The following is a 16,997-nucleotide window of genomic DNA, read 5'->3' as shown; positions in this document are numbered from 1 at the left end:
TCAGGGCGTTGGCAAAGCGGCTAAATCGCCAGTCGGAACTGCGGTAATAGGCCTGGTAGGTGCGATAGCTGATCATGGTGCGATCCTCGGTAACGTCGGTTCGGTCTTTTGGACCCTGAAAACAAAAACCCCCGGTCGGGTTGCCGACCGGGGGTTTCGTGGAGCTTTGGCGGCGACCCTGCTGGAGTGGGCCGCCTGATGGGTATCAGGTCAGCCCGTGGCTAAACCAATACCCGTAGAAATAGCTGGCCGCAGCGGCCACACGCACACGCGCCGAGGCCTTGGCCGGGGCAGCGATGAGCGAAGTGGAAGCGAGGTGCGGCATGACGATCTCCAAAGCGAATGCTGGCTAACCTACTTCATCGCCGCGCGCCGTTCAATCACTGATTTCTATCGGGTACCCCCGCCTTTCGCTACCATGCGCGACACCCGTCCGTAGGAACCTGCCATGTCCGACCTTCCCCACTTTCCCCTGGCCGCGGTCGTCGGCGCCGACGAGCTGAAGCTGGCGCTCCAGCTCGCCGCCATCGACCCCGCCATAGGCGGCGTGCTGATCGAAGGCCCGCGCGGCATGGCCAAGTCCACCCTGGCCCGTGGCATCGCCGACCTGCTGGAAGGCGCCATCTTCGTCACCCTGCCGCTGGGCGCCAGCGAGGAGCGCATCGTCGGCACCCTGGACCTGGACGCGGCGCTGGGCGAAGGTCGCGCGCGCTTCTCCCCCGGTGTGCTGGCCAAGGCCCATGGCGGAGTGCTCTATGTGGATGAGGTGAACCTGCTCCCCGACCACCTGGTGGACCTGCTGCTGGACGTGGCCGCCAGCGGCATCAACCTGGTGGAGCGCGACGGCATCTCCCACCGCCACCCGGCACGCTTCGTGCTGATCGGCACCATGAACCCCGAGGAAGGCGAACTGCGTCCGCAGTTGCTGGACCGCTTCGGCCTCAAGGTGCTGCAGGACGGCCAGCCGCAACCGGCCGAGCGCGCCGAGATCGTCCGCCGCCGCCTGGCCTTCGACGCCGACCCGCAGGGCTTCATCGAGCAATGGAGCGGCGAACAGCAGGCCCTGGCCGAGCGCTGCCAGGCCGCTCGCGATCGCCTCGCCGGTATCCCGCTGGACGACAGTGCCCTGGATGAAATCGCCCGCCGCTGCTTCGCCGCCGGCGTCGACGGCCTGCGCGCCGACCTGGTCTGGCTGCGCGCCGCCCGCGCCCACGCCGCCTGGCGCGGTACCGGGCGGATCGAGGCGGCGGACATCGACGCCGTCGAACACTTCGCCCTGGCCCACCGTCGCCTGCACGCACCGCCGCCCGCCGCACAGCCGCCGCAAAGGCCGCCAGCCAGCCAACAGGCGCCAGCCTCCGGCGGCGAAGGCCAGTGGGGCGAACTGCCTGCCCAAGCGGTCCCCATGGGCGCGCCGCGCGACCTGCCACGCTGGCCAAAAAAGCCCTGAGCATCCGCCCGCGCACGGTCACAGGGGCGGGTGCCCGGCCCAGACCCGGCACACTCGGCAACGGCCGCAGCGGCGCACGCCGCGCCGGGGCCGACGGCGCCATCGCCTGGCTGCCCACCCTGCTGCGCGGCCGCCCGCGCAAGGCCGCCGACCTTATCCGCGCACCGCGCAGCCAGCGTCCGGACGAACTCTGGCTGGTCGTAGTCGACGCCTCCGCCTCCACCCGCCGCCACGGCGCCCTGAGCCAGGCCAAGGGGCTACTGGCCGGCCTGTTCGAGGCCGCCTACCGCCAGCGCGCGCGCCTGGCGGTGCTGCACGCCACCGGGCAGCGGCCCAAGTGGCTCTGGCAGGGCAGCAAGGCCTCCCCCGCCCTGCACCACTGGCTCGCCGAACTCGGCGCCGGCGGCGGCACGCCATTGATCGAAGCGCTGCAGCAATCGGCCTTCTGGCTGGCGCGCCGGCAACGGCAGAAACCCGCCGAGACGCAGCGGATGCTGATCCTTACCGATGGGCGTTTGAAGGACTGGCCGGCATTGGAGTCGCTGGGCTGCCCGGCACTATTGGTAGATATCGAAGGGGGGCCGATTCGCCTGGGACGGGCGAGGAAGCTGGCCGAGGAATTGGGGGCGGAGTACCGGGTCATCTCCGCGCTGTGATGCGATGGGTTTCGCTCCGCTCTACCCATCCTACGAGGCCGCTGCGTAGGATGGGTTGAGTTCCGCGATACCCATCTGAAAGACCTCATGGGTATCGCTGAGCTCGCCCGTGCTACGCCCGGATCAACATCTCCGGCACCTGCCGCCCTTCCACGATCCGCTCCTGAACCCAGCGCAGCACCTCTTCCTCGTCGCGGATGCGGTACCACTCGCCTTCCGGGTAGAGGCTGGCGGTGGGCCCCTCATCGCAGGGGAACTGGCACTGGGTGCGGGTGATGTGCACGCCGCCTTCGCACTCCAGCTTGCCGGCGGCCTTAAGGGTTTCCCGCAGTTTCTTCCACAGCGGCAAGGCGCCACGGCGGGTGCAGCGCGGGCCGTTGCACAGCAGCAGGCGGCGCGCGTGGGGTGGGATGCAGGACCACGAATGGTGCTCCGGCAATTCCGGCACATCGACACACGCCAGATGCAGTTCGCGGCGTTCCACCAGCGCACAGGCGGCGCCGGCCGGGCCGGCGTCGTACTGACCCAGCAGGCTGGCGGCGAAGAGCTGCTCGGGCGACTCAAGCTTGCCCAGCTCGCTGCGTAACCAATCGAGGTGCTGGCTGCTGGATTGCGGCTCCAGGTCGATCACCAGCAAGGGGCGCGGACTGGCCGCCACCTCGCGCCAGAGACTGTCGTAGCCGGCGCTGGTATCGACGATATCGGCCAGGGCCGCCGCGCCGCGCAGGGCGGTCAGCTGGTGGCGGAAGAGTTCTGCAAAGGAGCCTTCGGTGAGGTCCGGCCCGGCGAACAGCACACGGACGTAGGGTGATGCGCTCATGGATTTTCCAGGTGGGTCGCGAGGGCCTGCCAGAGGCCCTCGACTGAATCGAATTCGCGCGCTACGGAGGGCAGCTCTGGGCGCTTGAGGATCACCACCGGCAACCCGAGTTCACGGGCCACCTGCAGCTTGGGTTCGGTGGACTGGCTGCCGCTGTTCTTGCTGATCAGCACGTCGCTGCGCAGGCGGGCGAACAGCTCGCGCTCACCCTCCAGGCTGAAGGGGCCGCGTGCGCCCAGCACTTCGAAGCGCTCCCCCCCTGGCTGGCCCTGCAGACAGCGCACCGTCCAGTGTTGCTGCGGCGGAATCTCGTGCAGGTGTTCCAGGGGCTCGCGGCCAAGGGTGAAGAAGGGGCGGCGAAAGGGCTTCAGGGCATCGATCAGTTCGGCCCAGCCGGTGACGTCGCGCCAGTCATCTCCGGGCCCCGCCTGCCAGCCGCGACGACGCAGGGCCCAGCACGGAATGCCGGCAAGCTCGGCGGCAGCCACCGCGTTGCGACTGATCTGCGCGGCATAGGGATGGGTGGCATCGAGCAGCAGCTCGATACCCTCGTCCTCGATGAAGCGGGCCAGGCCACCTGCTCCGCCGTAACCGCCCACGCGCACCTGGCAGGCCAGGTCGTCCGGCACCTTGCCGAGCCCGGCGAGGCTGTAGACATGCTCCGGGCCGAGGCGCCGGGCGATGGCCAGGGCCTCGCTGACGCCGCCCAGCAGGAGGATGCGTTTCATGCTTGTTCCAGCGCCTCGCCGACTATGTTGCCCTGGCGGTCGATGGCGAAGACCTCCAGCGCCACCTGTGCCGGCACTATCTTGCGGGCGAAGGCCAGGGCGTGGGCGCAGACCGTGTCGCCCAGGCGGACGCCGGCCCCGCTCGCCAGGGCCAGCGCCTGCTGGCTGGTATTGGCCTCACGCATGGCCTGCTGCAGTTCGGCACTGGCGCCCAGTTCGGCGGCCCATTGCGCCAGCAGCGGCAGGTCGATGCTGGAACTGCGGCTGTGCAGGTCCATATGGCCGGCGGCGAGCTTGCTGATCTTGCCGAAGCCGCCGCACAGGCTGAACTTTTCCACAGGGGCCTTGCGCAGGTGCTTGAGCGCGGCGCCGACGAAGTCGCCCATCTCGATCAGGGCAGTGTCGTCCATCCGGTAGCGCCGACGCATGGCGTCTTCGCTGGCATTGCCGGTGCACGCCGCCAGGTGGGTGAAGCCGTTGGCGCGCGCCACATCGATGCCCTGCTGGATGGAGGCGATGTAGGCCGAGCAGGAGAAGGGCCGGACTATGCCGGTGGTGCCGAGGATGGACAGCCCGCCAAGGATGCCCAGGCGCGGATTCATGGTCTTCAGCGCCAGCTCCTCGCCGCCCTGCACGCAGATGGTTACCTCGAAACCACCGGCATAGCCGCGCTCGGCGGCGAGCCGGGCCAGGTGTCCGGTCATCATCTGCCGGGGCACCGGGTTGATCGCCGGCTCGCCAACCGCCAGGGTCAGTCCCGGTTTGGTGACCGTGCCAACGCCGGGGCCGGCGTGGAAGCGCACGCCGGGTTCGGCGGCCAGGCTCACCCGGGCGTAGATCAGCGCGCCGTGGGTCACGTCCGGGTCGTCGCCGGCGTCCTTCAGGGTGCCGGCCTCGGCGCCACCCTCGATCAGCCGGCAGAACTCCAGGCGCATCAGCACCTGCTGGCCCTTGGGCAGGCCGATCTCCACCGCGTCCACCGATTCGCCGCCCAGCAGCAGGCGCGCCGCCGCCAGGCTGGTGGCGGTGGCGCAGCTGCCGGTGGTGTAGCCGCTGCGCAGCGGCGCGGGCTGTTCGGGGGTTTCGTCACGCATGGCAAGGAGCGCTCGGACAAGTCCCCTCGCCCCCTTGGGGGAGAGGGGGTGAACCTAGCACGGAGGCTGGCTGCGAACCCTCTCCCCCGGCCCCTCTCCCTGACGGGAGAGGGGAGAAAAGCAGCGCCGAAGTCATGGCTTCACCACTTCCAGCAGGGTAATCGGCAGCGCCGAGCGCCAGGTGTCGAAGCCGCCCAGCGGCTGGGCCTGGGCAATGGCGATACGGGTGAGCTCGCCGCCGTGCTGCTCGCGGAAGGCCACCAGGGTCGCCTCGCTCTGCAGGGTCACGGCATTGGCCACCAACCGCCCGCCAGGCTTGAGCTGGCTCCAGCAACTGTCCAGCACGCCGGGCTCGGTGACGCCGCCGCCGATGAAGATGGCATCCGGGGCGGGCAGGCCCTCCAGCGCGGCCGGGGCCTGACCGGCCACCAGTTGCAGGCCGGGCACGCCGAGGGCGTCGCGATTGTGCTGGATATGCCCCTGGCGGCCTTCATTGGCCTCGATGGCGATGGCGCGGCAGCCGGGGTGCGCGCGCATCCATTCGATGCCGATGGAGCCGCAGCCGGCGCCCACATCCCAGAGCAACTCGCCCGGACGCGGCGCCAGCCGCGCCAGGGTGATGGCGCGCACGTCGCGCTTGGTCAGTTGGCCGTCGTGGCGGTAGGCGTCGTCAGGCAGGCCGGTGGTCAGCGGCAATGGCCGGGTACCTTCGCCGGCCCGGCACTCGATGGCGAGCAGATTGAGCGCGGCGACCTCCGGCAGGGACCAGTCGCCGGCGATGCCGTCGATGCACCGCTCCCGCTCGCCGCCCAGGTGCTCCAGCACCGTCAGCCGGCTGGGGCCGAAGCCGCGCTCGGCCAGCAGTGCAGCGATGGCCGCCGGGCTGCTGCCGTCGTTGCTCAGCACCAGCAGGCGGGCGCCTTCGTGCAGGTGGGCATTGAGCACGGCCAGGGGCCGGGCCACCACCGAGAGCAGGGTCACCTCCTGCAGCGCCCAGCCCAGTCGTGCGGCGGCCAGGGAACAGGAAGACGGCGCCGGCAGCACGCGCATCTCCTCGACCGGAAGCTGCCGGGCCAGGCTGGCGCCGACGCCGAACAGCATGGGGTCGCCGCTGGCCAGCACGCAGATGGGCGTGCCGCGCTTCGCCAGCACCGGCGCCAGCGAGAACGGACTGGGCCAGGGCGTGCGGCGGGCACGGATGCAGCGTGGCAGCAGGTCGAGCTGGCGCGGGCCACCCACCACTTCGGCGGCGCCCAGCAGCGCATGGCGCGCAGCCTTGCCCAGGCCCGCATAGCCGTCTTCGCCTATTCCCACCACTGTCAGCCAGGGCTGCATCCACCGTCCTCATTTCCGAAAACGCCAGGGCCGTTCGACTTCCGACAGGCAGCCTTTTCATAGGTCCGGGCAAAGCGGGCATAATAGCGCCCTTCATCGGTTGCCGGAGCGGCACTCAGTCGCTCCTGCTGAAAAGGGAACACGGACAAGCCGTGGCTGCCCCCGCAACTGTAAGCAGCGAGTCCATGCAATCGAGGCCACTGATGCGAATCGGGAAGGCCGCAGAGGACGACGACCTGCCAGCCAGGAGACCTGCCGATGGGACCAGTCGCGTGTGTACGCATCGAGCGGGGTGTATCGGTGCAACGTTGTCCCTGCCGCAGGGAAACCGGGTCGCCGCGACGCCAACCTTGGTGACCTGAGTGAAGCACGCCCAGCCCACATCGCTATCCGTCCGCCCCTCGGCCTGCCCTGGCCTGCTGCGCATCGTCCAGGCGAAGGATGGCGGCATCTGCCGGATCAAGCTGCCCTGTGGCCGCCTGGCCGCGGCACAGGCCCGCGCCGTGGCGGCGGCAGCCGGCGAATATGCCGGCGGCCTGATCGAAGCCACCAATCGCGCCAACCTGCAGATTCGCGGCGTGAAGGCCGGCGCCGAACGGGCGCTGATCGACGCGCTGCTGGCCGCCGGCCTGGGCGCGGACTCCCCCGGCGCCGACGATGTGCGCAACCTGATGGTCAGCCCGCTGGCCGGGCTGGACCCGGCCGCCCTCGTGGATATCTCGCCGCTGGCCGACCAGTTGCTCCAGCTGCTGCAGGGCAAGCCGCAGTTCCATGCCCTGTCGCCCAAGTTCGCCCTGCTGCTGGACGGCGGCGAAGCCATGGCGATGCTGGAACACCCCCACGATATCTGGCTGGCTGCCATGGGCCGGGGCGAGGACGCGCTGTTCGCCTTCGGCCTGGCCGGCTGCCCGCCACGCTCCAGGGACGACCAACCGGCCCTGGCCGCGGTGCGTCGCAGCCAGGTGCCGGCGCTGGTGGCAGCCCTGCTGGAGCTCTTCCTCGAACTGGCGACGCCCGAACAGACACGCATGCGCCACCTGCTCGCCGGGCACCCGGCGGGCGACCTGCTGCTGCGCCTGCAACAGCGGCTGGAAGTTCCGCTGCTGCCGGCCGGCGGCTGGCGCCGCCCTGCCCCGCCGGCCTTTGCCCACCTGGGCGTTTGCGACGGCCGCCATGTAGGCGGCGCGCCCGCCCTGGGCCGGCTGGATGCCGCGCAACTGTTCGCCCTGGCCGACCTCGCCGACACCCTGGGCGACGGCGGCCTGCGCCTGACGCCCTGGCAATCCGTGCTGCTGCCCAACGTCCGCGACACTGAAGCGGTGCTGCACGCCCTGCAGGCCCTGGGCCTGGCTACCGACTCCGTTGAGCCCCTGGCACGTTTGATCGCCTGCACCGGCTCCGCGGGCTGCGCCAAGGGCCTGGCCGATACCAAGGCCGACGCCCTGACGCTGGCCCCCCTGTTGCCGCCAGCCGCCGTGGCGCACCTCAGCGGCTGCCCGCGCTCCTGCGCCGCCGCCCATGTGCAGCCCTTCACCCTGCTGGCCAGCGGCGCCGGCCGCTACGACCTTTACCAGCGCAGTGGCGCCGGCTTCGGCCGGCTGCTGGCGCGCGACCTCAGCATCCAAGAGGCCGGCGAACACCTGGCTGCCTCTCCTGACACCTGGAGTTCCACCCCATGATCGAGTACATCCGCGATGGTCAGGAGATCTATCGCAACTCCTTCTCCATCATCCGCGCCGAGGCCGATCTCGCCGGCATTCCCGCCGACCTGGAAAAGCTCGCGGTGCGGGTGATCCACGCCTGCGGCATGGTCGATGTGGTGGCGGACCTGCGCTTTTCCCCCGGCGCCGGTGCCGCCGGCCGCGCCGCCCTCGCCGATGGCGCGCCGATCCTCTGCGATGCGCGCATGGTGGCCGAGGGCATCACCCGCGCCCGGCTGCCGGCGGACAACCGGGTCATCTGCACCCTCAACGAACCCGGCGTGCCCGAGCTGGCCCGCGAGTTGGGCAATACCCGCTCGGCGGCAGCCCTGGAGCACTGGCGCGAGCACCTGGAAGGCAGCGTGGTAGTGATCGGCAACGCCCCCACCGCGCTCTTCTACCTGCTGGAGATGCTCGATGCCGGCGCGCCGAAGCCGGCGCTGATCCTCGGTTTCCCGGTGGGCTTCGTCGGCGCGGCGGAATCCAAGGACATGCTCGCCGCCGACAGCCGCGGCGTGCCCTATGTGATAGTGCGCGGCCGTCGCGGCGGCAGCGCCATGGCGGCCGCGGCGGTCAACGCCCTGGCCACGGAGGTGGAATGATGGAACGCAAGGGACGGCTGATCGGCCTGGGCGTGGGCCCCGGCGACCCGGAACTGATCACGGTGAAAGCCCTGCGCCTGCTGCAGTCGGCGCCGGTGGTGGGCTACTTCGTGGCCAAGGCAAAGGCCAGCCAGGGCCAGGGCGGCAATGCCTTCGGCATCATCGAGCAGCATCTCACCGACACCCAGCAGCGCATGCCCCTGGTCTACCCGGTGACCACCGAGAAGCTGGAACCGCCGCTGTCCTACGAAACCGTGATCAGCGACTTCTACGACACCGCCGCCGAACAGGTGGCCCGCCACCTGGACGCCGGCCGCGACGTGGCGGTGATCTGCGAGGGCGACCCCTTCTTCTACGGTTCCTACATGTACCTGCACGACCGCCTGGCCGGGCGCTACGAGGTGGAAGTGGTACCCGGCGTCTGCTCCATGCTGGGCAGCGCGGCGGTGCTCGGCGTGCCCCTGGTGTACCGCAACCAGAGCCTGTCGGTGCTCTCCGGCGTGCTGCCGGAGGAGGAACTGAAGGCCCGCCTGGCGGACGCCGAAGCCGCCGTGGTGATGAAGCTGGGGCGCAACTTCGACAAGGTGCGCCGGGTACTGCAGGACCTGGGCATCGCCGGCCGCGCCCACTACGTGGAGCGCGCCACCATGGCCAACCAGCGCATCGTGCCGCTGGACGAAGTGGCCCCCATGGCCTCGCCCTACTTCTCGATGATCGTCATCCCCGGCCGGAAGTGGAGGGGGTGAGGCTGCGTGGGATATGCCTGCCCGTAGGGTGCGCCATGCGCACCAATGACTCCCGGTGCGCACGGCGCACCCTACTTGTGGAACTCGACCATGCATAACGCCCCGGCCATCGTCCTGCTCGGCAATACCGGCCTGCCTGTCGCCAGGCGCGTCCAGGCGCTTTATCCACAGGCACGCATCCTCGGTCTGGAACAACGGGTGGAGGGCGCCGACCAGAGCTACGCCGAGTTCGGCGAGACCCTGCGCGAGCTCTATCGCAGCGACACGCCGATCATCGCCCTGTGCGCCGCCGGCATCGTCATCCGCACCCTGGCGCCGCTGCTGGCGAGCAAGGGCGCCGAGCCGCCGGTACTGGCGCTGGCCGAGGACGGCAGCGCCGTGGTGCCGCTGCTGGGCGGCCTCGGTGGGGTGAACCGCATGGCGCGGGAAATCGCATCCCAGCTTGCGGTGGCGCCGGCCATCACCACCAGCGGCGAACTGCGCTTCGGCACCTGTCTGCTGGACCCGCCGGCCGGCTACGCCCTGGCCGATATCGAGCAGGGCAAGCGCTTCGTTGCCGACCTGCTGGGCGGCGAGGCGGTGCGGGTGCAGGGCGAGGCGCCCTGGCTGGAAGCAGTCCGCCTGCCGTTGGAGGAGGAGGCGCAACGGGTTATCCATATCACCGCCGACGCGCGTCCGGCCGAGCGACATGAACTGCTGATCCATCCCCGCGTGACGGTGGCACGGATCGATGGCCAGGCCGATGCCGACACGGTGCGCCTGGCCCTCGCCGCCGCTGGCCTGGCGCCACTGTCCCTGGCCTGCCTGCTGACCGATCGCGAGCGCATGGTCGACGTAGAACTGGCTGCCACCGCTGCCGAACTCGGCGTGCCACTGCGCTTCGTCACTGACCAAGGCGCCCTGCCGCCCTTGTACCGGCAGGTCGAAGACATCCGCCTCTATCTGGCCGACGCACCGCTGGACCCGGCCCGCCTCGGCCAGCCGCGCGGACGCCTGACCGTGGTCGGCCTCGGCCCCGGCGCCGCCGAATTCATGGTTCCGGCCACGCGCCAGGCGCTGGAGGAGGCCGAGGATCTGCTGGGCTACGAAACCTATATCCGCATGGCCGGCCCTTTCCGCCCGGAGCAGGTACTGCACTGCACCGACAACCGCGAAGAGCTGCAGCGTGCCCGCCACGCCTTCGAACTGGCGGCCAGCGGGCGGCGCGTGGTGGTGGTGTCCTCCGGCGACCCCGGTGTCTTCGCCATGGCCGCCGCCGTGCTGGAAGCCCTCGACGAGTCCCGCGATCCGCACTGGCTGCAGGTGGAACTGCAGGTATTCCCCGGCGTATCCGCCGCCCTGGCCACCGCGGCCAAGGCCGGCGCGCCGCTCGGCCATGACTTCTGCCTGCTGTCGCTGTCGGACAACCTCAAGCCCTGGGAGGTGATCGAAGATCGCCTCGATCACGCCGCCGCCGCGGACCTGGCCATGGCCTTCTACAACCCCATCTCCAGGGCCCGCCCCTGGCAGCTGGGCCGCGCGCTGGAAATCGTCGCCCGCCATCGCAATCCGGACACGGTGGTGGTACTGGGCCGCGACATCGGCCGTCCGGCGGAGAAGCTCAGCCTCACCAGCCTCGGCGAGCTGACCCCGGAGCAGGTGGATATGCGCACCCTGGTGATCATCGGCTCGTCCCTGACCCGCCGGGTTCCGAAAGGCAACGGCGAGGATTGGGTCTACACCCCGCGCTGGTATCGCTAGCGATGGTGCCTGCGTAGGGTGGACCACGCTTCACCGGTCCACCGTTCGGGGTTCGGCTGTGCTCCGTTGGTGGATGTAAAAGGCGACATCCACCCTACGCCTCGCCGCCCCGCCGTGCCGGATAGATGAAGCGCGATCCAGCGATCATCACCGGATAATTCCAACGACTGCATGGGACGCAAGGCACGACCGAGGTTGCAAAAGCCTCGGCTCAATATGAAAATGCGACTAATTTTCATTTGATATCGCATCTCGCGGTGACCCCATGTCGTCTTCCCATCTCACCCTCCAGGCGCTGTACAGCGAGCATCACGGCTGGCTGAAGAACTGGCTGCGCAGCAAGCTGGGCAATACCGCCGATGCGGCGGACCTCGCCCAGGACACCTTCCTGCGCCTGCTGGGCAAGGGCGACAGCCTGGAGCTGCGCACCCCGCGCGCTTTCCTGCGCACCGTGGCCCGCGGCCTGGTGATCGACCACTGGCGCCGCGAGGAGCTGGAACGTGCCTACCTCGAAGCCCTCGCCTGCCTGCCCGAGGCCGAGGCGCCCTCCCCCGAGGAACGCGAGCTGATCCTCGAACTGCTGGAACGCATCGCGACGATGCTCGAGCGCCTCAGGCCCAAGGCGCGCACCGCCTTCCTGCTGGCCCAGTGCGAGGGCCTGACCCACAGGGAAGTCGCTGCGCGCATGGGCATTTCCCTGCGTTCGGTGGAACGCTACGTGGCCGACGCCCTCTACCAGTGCTACCTGCTGCGGTTCGAAGAATGAGCCCCCGGGGCCGGCCCGGCGGGCACGACGAACAGGTGGTGCGCCAGGCCATCCACTGGCTGATGCGCCTGCGCGGCAATGCCGATGCCGGGCTGCAGCGGGCCTGCGAGCACTGGCGCGGCCAGAGTGCCGAGCACGAGCAGGCCTGGCAGCGGGTGCAGCAACTGGACCGCGAGCTGGGCATGGGCCTGAAGGCCATGCCCGGTACCGGCCTGGTGCTGGACAACGCTCGCGCCGGCCTGCGTCGGCGCCAGGCGCTGAAGCTGCTGTCCGGAGCCGCGGCAGGTGCCACCGCCCTCTGGCTGACCCGCGATATCACCCCCTGGGAACGCCTCACCGCCGACCTCGCCACCGCCACCGGCGAGCGCCGTGGCCTGGCGCTCGCCGATGGCAGCCAGCTGCAGCTGAACACCGATTCGGCGGTGGATGTCCGTTTCGACTCAGAGCAGCGGCTGGTCGAGCTGCGCCGCGGGGAAATCCTCGTCAACGGCACCCTCCAGGCCATCCCACTGCGGGTGCGGACCCGCCACGGGCTGCTGGAAGCCCGGGCGGCGCGCTTCGTGGTCCACCAGGGCAAGGCTGCCTCGCGCCTCAGCGTGCTGCAGGGCAGCGTGGCGCTGAGCCCGGCCGGCGGCCTGTCGAAGCAGGTTGTCGGCGCCGGGCAGAGCTTCGACCTGAGCCGTGAGCGCATCTACCCCGTGCAGCGGCTGGACATGGAAGCCGGCGCCTGGGCGGACGGCCTGATCGTGACCCGCGACATGCGCCTGTCGGACTTCCTCAGCGAAGTCGCGCGCTATCGCCACGGCCGCCTGGCCTGCGCCGAGAGCATCGCCGACCTGCGCCTGTCCGGCGTCTTCCGCCTGGACGACACCGACAAGCTGCTGGCCCTGCTGCCACGAACCCTGCCGGTGCAGCTGCACTACCGCACGCGCTGGTGGGTGACGGTGGAGGCGCTCTTGTAGGGGCGAATTCATTCGCCAAGCAGGCCTGCCCTGTTGAGTCCCTGGGGTCAGCTGCGCTGCCCTTGGCGAATGAATTCGCCCCTACAGATCCAGCGCCCCCCAGTTCGGCTTCAACCAACAAAAGTTTTTTGGCGGGTTTTTCCACCCGCCCCGGCAAGGGGAATGAATCCCATTAACCTTTGCCAAATCCCTCGGATCCCTCAATGACCGCACCCCGCGCTTCCCTTCTCACCCTCGCCATTCGCGGCGCCCTGCTGTCCGCTGCACTGGCCGCCCCGCTACTGCCCGCCACCGCCATCGCCGACCAAAACGCCGCCATCGCCAGCCGCAGCTACGCCATTCCCGCTGGTGCCCTGGATGAGACACTGAACCGCTTCGCCCGCGAGACCGGCATCAACCTGTCCGCCACCCCGGCACAGACCAGGGGCCTGAGCAGCCAGGGCCTGAATGGCACTTACTCGGTGGAGGCCGGCCTGGCCCAGATTCTCGGCGGCACCCCGCTGCAGGCGGAAGACCTCGGCGGCGGCAGCTACGTGCTGCGCGAATTGCCGGCCGGCAGTGCGCTGGAAGTGCCGAGCACCCAGGTGTTCGCCCTGGGCAACGCGCTGGGCAGCGAAGACGGCTACCTGGCCACCCACAGCCAGATCGCCACCAAGACCAGCAAGTCGCTGATGGAAACCTCCCAGAGCGTCTCGGTGATCACCCGCGAGCAGATCGACGACCAGGGCTCCAAGACCGTGCAGCAATCCATGCGCTACACCCCCGGCATCTTCACCGGCCAGGTGGGCGCCTCGAACCGCTACGACTACGTGGTGATGCGCGGCTTCGCCGACAACAGCGTCGACAACATCTACCTCGACGGCCTGAAGACCATGGGCGACAGCGGCACCTTCAGTTCGATGCAGGTGGACCCGTACTTCCTCGAACGCATCGACGTGCTCAAGGGCCCGTCCTCGGTGCTCTACGGCCGCAGCCTGCCCGGCGGCCTGGTGGCCCTGACCAGCAAAAAGCCGCTGTACGAGGACTACGGCCAGGTGCAGGCCACCGTCGGCAACATGAACCAGAAGGGCGTGGGCTTCGACTTCAGCGGTCCGCTGGATGAGGAGAAGCGCATAGCCTATCGCCTGGTGGGCCTGGGCAAGGGCGGCGACACCCAGTTCGACCACACCCGCGACGAGCGCTATGCCATCGCCCCGACCCTGGCCATCGATCTGCGCGAAGACACCACCCTGACCCTCCAGGGCTACCTGCAGCACGACCCGAATGGTGGCTACCACAGCGGCGTGCCGGCCGACGGCAGCCTGTTCCAGCACAACGGCCGGCGCATCGACCGCGAGTTCTTCGACGGCGAGCCGGGCCTGGATGACTTCGACCGCACCCAGCGCATGTTCGGCTACCAGTTGGAACACCGCTTCAACGAGGTCTGGAGCGCGCGGCAGAACTTCCGCTACCTCTCCGCCGACGTCGACCTGTCCCAGGTCTATGGCTACCAGTGGACGGCGCCGGACAGCAACGAGCTGAACCGCTACTTCTCCGGCGCCAGCGAAGAGCTGGAGGCCTACATCATCGACAACATGGTGCAGGCCGAATTCGACTGGGGCAGCGCCCGCCACACCCTGCTCACCGGCCTCGACTACCAGCGCCGCAAGACTCACGTCGACTGGACCTCCGGCGTCGCCACGCCGCTCGACGCCTTCGACCCGGTGTACGGCAACGAGAGCCTGAGCTTCCTTTCCGAGGACAACCACACCCGTCGCCTGGAGCAGACCGGCCTGTACCTGCAGGACCTGCTCGACCTGGATCGCTGGCGCTTCTCCCTCGGCATGCGCCAGGACTGGGTGGAGGTCTCCGACGAGAACCGCACCACAGGCGGCAGGAGCGACGAGCAGTGGAGCAAGTTCACCGGCCGCGCCGGCGTGCTCTACCTGTTCGACAACGGCATCGCGCCCTACCTCAGCTACTCCGAGTCATTCAACCCTAACGCCTACTCCGACGCCGCCGGCAAGGCCCTGGAGCCCACCGAGGGCAAGCAGTGGGAAGCGGGTGTGAAGTTCCAGCCCGAAGGCAGCAACAGCATGTACACCGCCTCGGTGTTCCACATCACCCAGCAGAACGTCGCCTCCAAGCTACCGCAGGACAACTTCTTCACCTCGGTGGGCGAAGTTCGCTCCCAGGGCATCGAGCTGGAGGCGCACACCCAGGTCAGCGAGAACTTCAAGGTCCTGGCCAGCTACACCTACACCGACATCACCTACGCCAAATCGCTGGACGGCAACCAGGGCAATACCCCGAACCAGGCGCCCGAGCACATGGCCTCCATCTGGGGTGACTACCAGCTCGACGCCGGCGCCCTCGACGGCCTGCGCACCGGCCTCGGCGTGCGCTACGTCGGCAAGACCTGGGCGGACAAGGAGAACACCCTGCACGTACCGTCCTACGCCCTGGTCGACGCCCTCATCGGCTACGACCTCGGCAAGCTGGGCATGAAGGGCCTGGACCTCAGCCTGAACGCCAACAACCTGCTGGACGAGGACTATGTGGCGTCCTGCTATAGCCTCGACTTCTGCTACTTCGGCGAGAAGCGCAACGTCACGGCGACGCTGAGCTATCAGTTCTGAGTGTTCTCGCCCAGCCTCCCGTGCTGGGCCGGCTTCCCTCACCCCAGCCCTCTCCCAACGGGAGAGGGCTGGGGTGAGGGAAGCGACCATCTGCTGGGACTCGACCGGAGCCCTTGTCGAGACGGGCCGACGGCAGGATCCCGGGTTCCATCCGGGCACTCCCAATCGATAGCGAAGGCTCAGGTTACCGGAGCCGGGTTGAACAGGGTCAGGTCGTTGTGCAGCCGGTGCTTCTCAGCCCAGGTGCGCTCGCGCCCGCTGGCCACGTCGAGGTAGTAGCGGAACAGCTCCCAGCCCAGCTCTTCCAGGCTGATGCGCCCGGAGGTGATGCGCCCGGCATCGACGTCGATCAGGTCGGGCCAGCGCTCGGCCAGTTGGGTGCGGGTGGAGACCTTGATCACCGGCACCATGGCCAGGCCGTAGGGCGTGCCGCGACCGGTGGTGAAGACGTGCAGGTTCATGCCCGCCGCCAGTTGCAGGGTGCCGCAGACGAAATCGCTGGCAGGTGTGGCGCAGTACTGCAGGCCCTTGCCGCGTACCCGCTCGCCGGGAGCGACCACACCGGCGATGGCGCTGCTGCCGGACTTGGCGATGGAGCCCATGGCCTTCTCGACTATGTTGTTCAGCCCGCCCTTCTTGTTGCCGGGGGTGGTGTTGGCGCTGCGGTCGGCCATGCCGCGGGCGAGGTAGCGGTCGTACCAGTCCATTTCCCGCACCAGCGCCCGGGCCACTTCGGGCGTCGCCGCGCGCGGGGTAAGCAGGTGGATGCCGTCGCGCACTTCGGTGTTCTCCGAGAACATCACGGTGGCGCCGGCGCGCACCAGCAGGTCGGCGGCCACACCCAGGGCCGGGTTGGCGGTGACCCCGGAGAAGGCGTCGCTGCCGCCGCACTGCATGCCCAGCACCAGCTCGGAGGCCGGGCAGGTTTCCCGGCGGCGCGCATCCAGCACCTTCAGGCGGTCCTCGATCATGCCCATGATCTGCTCGACAATGCCGGCGAAGCCGCTGGCCGAATCCTGCAGGCGGAACAGCCAGGCTTCCTCGTCCTGGCCGGCGGTGAGTGCATCGCCGGGCATCAGTTGCTCGGCCTGCAGCTTCTCGCAGCCGAGGCCGATCACCAGCGCCTGGCCGCCCAGGTTGGGGTTGCGCGCGATGTTATGCAGGGTGCGGATCGGGATCACCGCGTCCGGCGCGTTGATGGCCACGCCGCAGCCGTAGCTGTGGGTCAGGGCGATCACGTCGTCGACATTGGGGTACTTGGGCAGGATTTCCTTGCGCACCCGCTCGACGCAGTGGTCCAGCACACCGGTGACGCACTGCACGGTGGTGGTCACGCCGAGGATATTGCGGGTGCCGACACTGCCGTCCGGGTTGCGGAAGCCCTCGAAGGTGTAACCCGCCAGCGGCGCCATGGGCGCGGGCACGGCGGTGGCCATGGGCAACTGGTCCAGTCCCGGCGCTTCGGGAATGCTCAACAACTCCTCGCGCACCCAACTGCCACGGGGAATATCCCGCAGGGCATGGCCGATGACGGTGCCGTAGCGCAGCACCGCGCCGCCGGCGGGGATGTCGACGAGGGTGACCTTGTGGCTCTGGGGAATGGCTTCACGGGTGACCAGGCCATCGGGGAACTGGCCGCCTTCGGCCACACCCTGCTCGTTGACGACTATGGCGACATTGTCGTCGGGATGCAGCCGTACATGGCGCGGGGAGTCCTGGTGTTGAATCAACTGCATGGCTGACTCCGTTGTTGTTCTCGGGGTTGGGCCGCGGACGTTCG

The 16,997-nt window shown here is 69.2% G+C and carries 14 protein-coding genes and 1 riboswitch; of the genes, 9 read left to right on the top strand and 5 right to left on the bottom strand.

Annotated elements, in window-relative coordinates; translation table 11 throughout:
- Positions 1-448 precede the first annotated feature (448 nt).
- Both ACFPU0_RS19275 and ACFPU0_RS19270 read left to right on the top strand, forming a co-directional pair.
- A complete protein-coding gene (locus ACFPU0_RS19275) occupies positions 449-1,450 on the top strand; it encodes an ATP-binding protein (protein ID WP_377694870.1) in 1,002 nt (333 codons plus the stop codon).
- Positions 1,432-2,106: a vWA domain-containing protein gene (locus ACFPU0_RS19270; protein WP_377695160.1), complete on the top strand. Its 675-nt coding sequence runs from the start codon at positions 1,432-1,434 to the stop codon at positions 2,104-2,106. Before ACFPU0_RS19275 ends, ACFPU0_RS19270 begins: the two co-directional genes overlap by 19 nt.
- A 112-nt stretch (positions 2,107-2,218) precedes the next feature.
- On the opposite strand, the gene ACFPU0_RS19265 is transcribed toward ACFPU0_RS19270, so the two are convergent.
- The 4 genes from ACFPU0_RS19265 to cbiE form a co-directional block, all read right to left on the bottom strand.
- Positions 2,219-2,926, bottom strand: a complete 708-nt coding sequence (locus ACFPU0_RS19265; protein WP_377694868.1) for a (2Fe-2S) ferredoxin domain-containing protein — start codon at positions 2,924-2,926, stop codon at positions 2,219-2,221.
- Positions 2,923-3,654 (bottom strand): cobalt-precorrin-6A reductase, encoded by a 732-nt coding sequence (locus tag ACFPU0_RS19260; RefSeq protein WP_377694867.1) that lies wholly within the window; start codon positions 3,652-3,654, stop codon positions 2,923-2,925. Before ACFPU0_RS19260 ends, ACFPU0_RS19265 begins: the two co-directional genes overlap by 4 nt.
- On the bottom strand, positions 3,651-4,748 hold the full coding sequence (locus tag ACFPU0_RS19255; protein WP_377694866.1) for a cobalt-precorrin-5B (C(1))-methyltransferase: 1,098 nt from the start codon (positions 4,746-4,748) through the stop codon (positions 3,651-3,653). Before ACFPU0_RS19255 ends, ACFPU0_RS19260 begins: the two co-directional genes overlap by 4 nt.
- A gap of 132 nt (positions 4,749-4,880) precedes the next feature.
- The gene (gene cbiE / locus ACFPU0_RS19250; protein ID WP_377694865.1) at positions 4,881-6,083 is read right to left on the bottom strand and encodes a precorrin-6y C5,15-methyltransferase (decarboxylating) subunit CbiE; all 1,203 of its coding nucleotides are present in this window, start codon (positions 6,081-6,083) and stop codon (positions 4,881-4,883) included.
- Between the two features lie 80 nt (positions 6,084-6,163).
- A riboswitch (cobalamin riboswitch) is annotated at positions 6,164-6,358 on the top strand.
- Between the two features lie 87 nt (positions 6,359-6,445).
- On the opposite strand from cbiE, the gene cobG reads away from it, so the two are divergent.
- From cobG to ACFPU0_RS19215, 7 genes are all read left to right on the top strand, one after another.
- Positions 6,446-7,762, top strand: a complete 1,317-nt coding sequence (gene cobG / locus ACFPU0_RS19245) for a precorrin-3B synthase (protein WP_377694864.1) — start codon at positions 6,446-6,448, stop codon at positions 7,760-7,762.
- Positions 7,759-8,385, top strand: coding sequence for a precorrin-8X methylmutase (locus ACFPU0_RS19240; RefSeq protein WP_377694863.1), 627 nt, complete (start codon positions 7,759-7,761; stop codon positions 8,383-8,385). Before cobG ends, ACFPU0_RS19240 begins: the two co-directional genes overlap by 4 nt.
- On the top strand, positions 8,382-9,131 hold the full coding sequence (locus ACFPU0_RS19235) for a precorrin-2 C(20)-methyltransferase (protein WP_377694862.1): 750 nt from the start codon (positions 8,382-8,384) through the stop codon (positions 9,129-9,131). The genes ACFPU0_RS19240 and ACFPU0_RS19235 overlap by 4 nt, the downstream gene beginning before the upstream one ends.
- 90 nt (positions 9,132-9,221) lie before the next feature.
- Positions 9,222-10,871, top strand: coding sequence for a precorrin-3B C(17)-methyltransferase (gene cobJ / locus ACFPU0_RS19230; protein ID WP_377694861.1), 1,650 nt, complete (start codon positions 9,222-9,224; stop codon positions 10,869-10,871).
- A gap of 265 nt (positions 10,872-11,136) precedes the next feature.
- A complete protein-coding gene (locus ACFPU0_RS19225) occupies positions 11,137-11,637 on the top strand; it encodes a sigma-70 family RNA polymerase sigma factor (protein ID WP_377694860.1) in 501 nt (166 codons plus the stop codon).
- A complete protein-coding gene (locus tag ACFPU0_RS19220; protein WP_377694859.1) occupies positions 11,634-12,599 on the top strand; it encodes a FecR domain-containing protein in 966 nt (321 codons plus the stop codon). The genes ACFPU0_RS19225 and ACFPU0_RS19220 overlap by 4 nt, the downstream gene beginning before the upstream one ends.
- Before the next feature lie 203 nt (positions 12,600-12,802).
- Positions 12,803-15,217: a TonB-dependent siderophore receptor gene (locus ACFPU0_RS19215; RefSeq protein ID WP_377694858.1), complete on the top strand. Its 2,415-nt coding sequence runs from the start codon at positions 12,803-12,805 to the stop codon at positions 15,215-15,217.
- A gap of 179 nt (positions 15,218-15,396) precedes the next feature.
- Here ACFPU0_RS19215 and garD read toward each other — a convergent pair whose 3' ends face one another.
- On the bottom strand, positions 15,397-16,953 hold the full coding sequence (garD, locus tag ACFPU0_RS19210) for a galactarate dehydratase (RefSeq protein ID WP_377694857.1): 1,557 nt from the start codon (positions 16,951-16,953) through the stop codon (positions 15,397-15,399).
- Positions 16,954-16,997 lie beyond the last annotated feature (44 nt).

This window comes from Pseudomonas sp. GCM10022186, from assembly GCF_042656385.1.
Taxonomy (GTDB): domain Bacteria; phylum Pseudomonadota; class Gammaproteobacteria; order Pseudomonadales; family Pseudomonadaceae; genus Metapseudomonas.
This window is presented reverse-complemented; position numbering and strand designations above follow the sequence as displayed.

What these genes read in the sequence shown, in the direction of transcription:
- cbiE (WP_377694865.1), bottom strand. Translation starts at nt 6,083, where the DNA reads ATGCAGCCCTGGCTGACAGTGGTGGGAATAGGCGAAGACGGCTATGCG.
- ACFPU0_RS19265 (WP_377694868.1), bottom strand. Translation starts at nt 2,926, where the DNA reads ATGAGCGCATCACCCTACGTCCGTGTGCTGTTCGCCGGGCCGGACCTC.
- cobJ (WP_377694861.1), top strand. Translation starts at nt 9,222, where the DNA reads ATGCATAACGCCCCGGCCATCGTCCTGCTCGGCAATACCGGCCTGCCT.
- ACFPU0_RS19275 (WP_377694870.1), top strand. Translation starts at nt 449, where the DNA reads ATGTCCGACCTTCCCCACTTTCCCCTGGCCGCGGTCGTCGGCGCCGAC.
- garD (WP_377694857.1), bottom strand. Translation starts at nt 16,953, where the DNA reads ATGCAGTTGATTCAACACCAGGACTCCCCGCGCCATGTACGGCTGCAT.
- ACFPU0_RS19220 (WP_377694859.1), top strand. Translation starts at nt 11,634, where the DNA reads ATGAGCCCCCGGGGCCGGCCCGGCGGGCACGACGAACAGGTGGTGCGC.
- ACFPU0_RS19260 (WP_377694867.1), bottom strand. Translation starts at nt 3,654, where the DNA reads ATGAAACGCATCCTCCTGCTGGGCGGCGTCAGCGAGGCCCTGGCCATC.
- ACFPU0_RS19225 (WP_377694860.1), top strand. Translation starts at nt 11,137, where the DNA reads ATGTCGTCTTCCCATCTCACCCTCCAGGCGCTGTACAGCGAGCATCAC.
- ACFPU0_RS19235 (WP_377694862.1), top strand. Translation starts at nt 8,382, where the DNA reads ATGATGGAACGCAAGGGACGGCTGATCGGCCTGGGCGTGGGCCCCGGC.
- ACFPU0_RS19215 (WP_377694858.1), top strand. Translation starts at nt 12,803, where the DNA reads ATGACCGCACCCCGCGCTTCCCTTCTCACCCTCGCCATTCGCGGCGCC.
- ACFPU0_RS19255 (WP_377694866.1), bottom strand. Translation starts at nt 4,748, where the DNA reads ATGCGTGACGAAACCCCCGAACAGCCCGCGCCGCTGCGCAGCGGCTAC.
- ACFPU0_RS19240 (WP_377694863.1), top strand. Translation starts at nt 7,759, where the DNA reads ATGATCGAGTACATCCGCGATGGTCAGGAGATCTATCGCAACTCCTTC.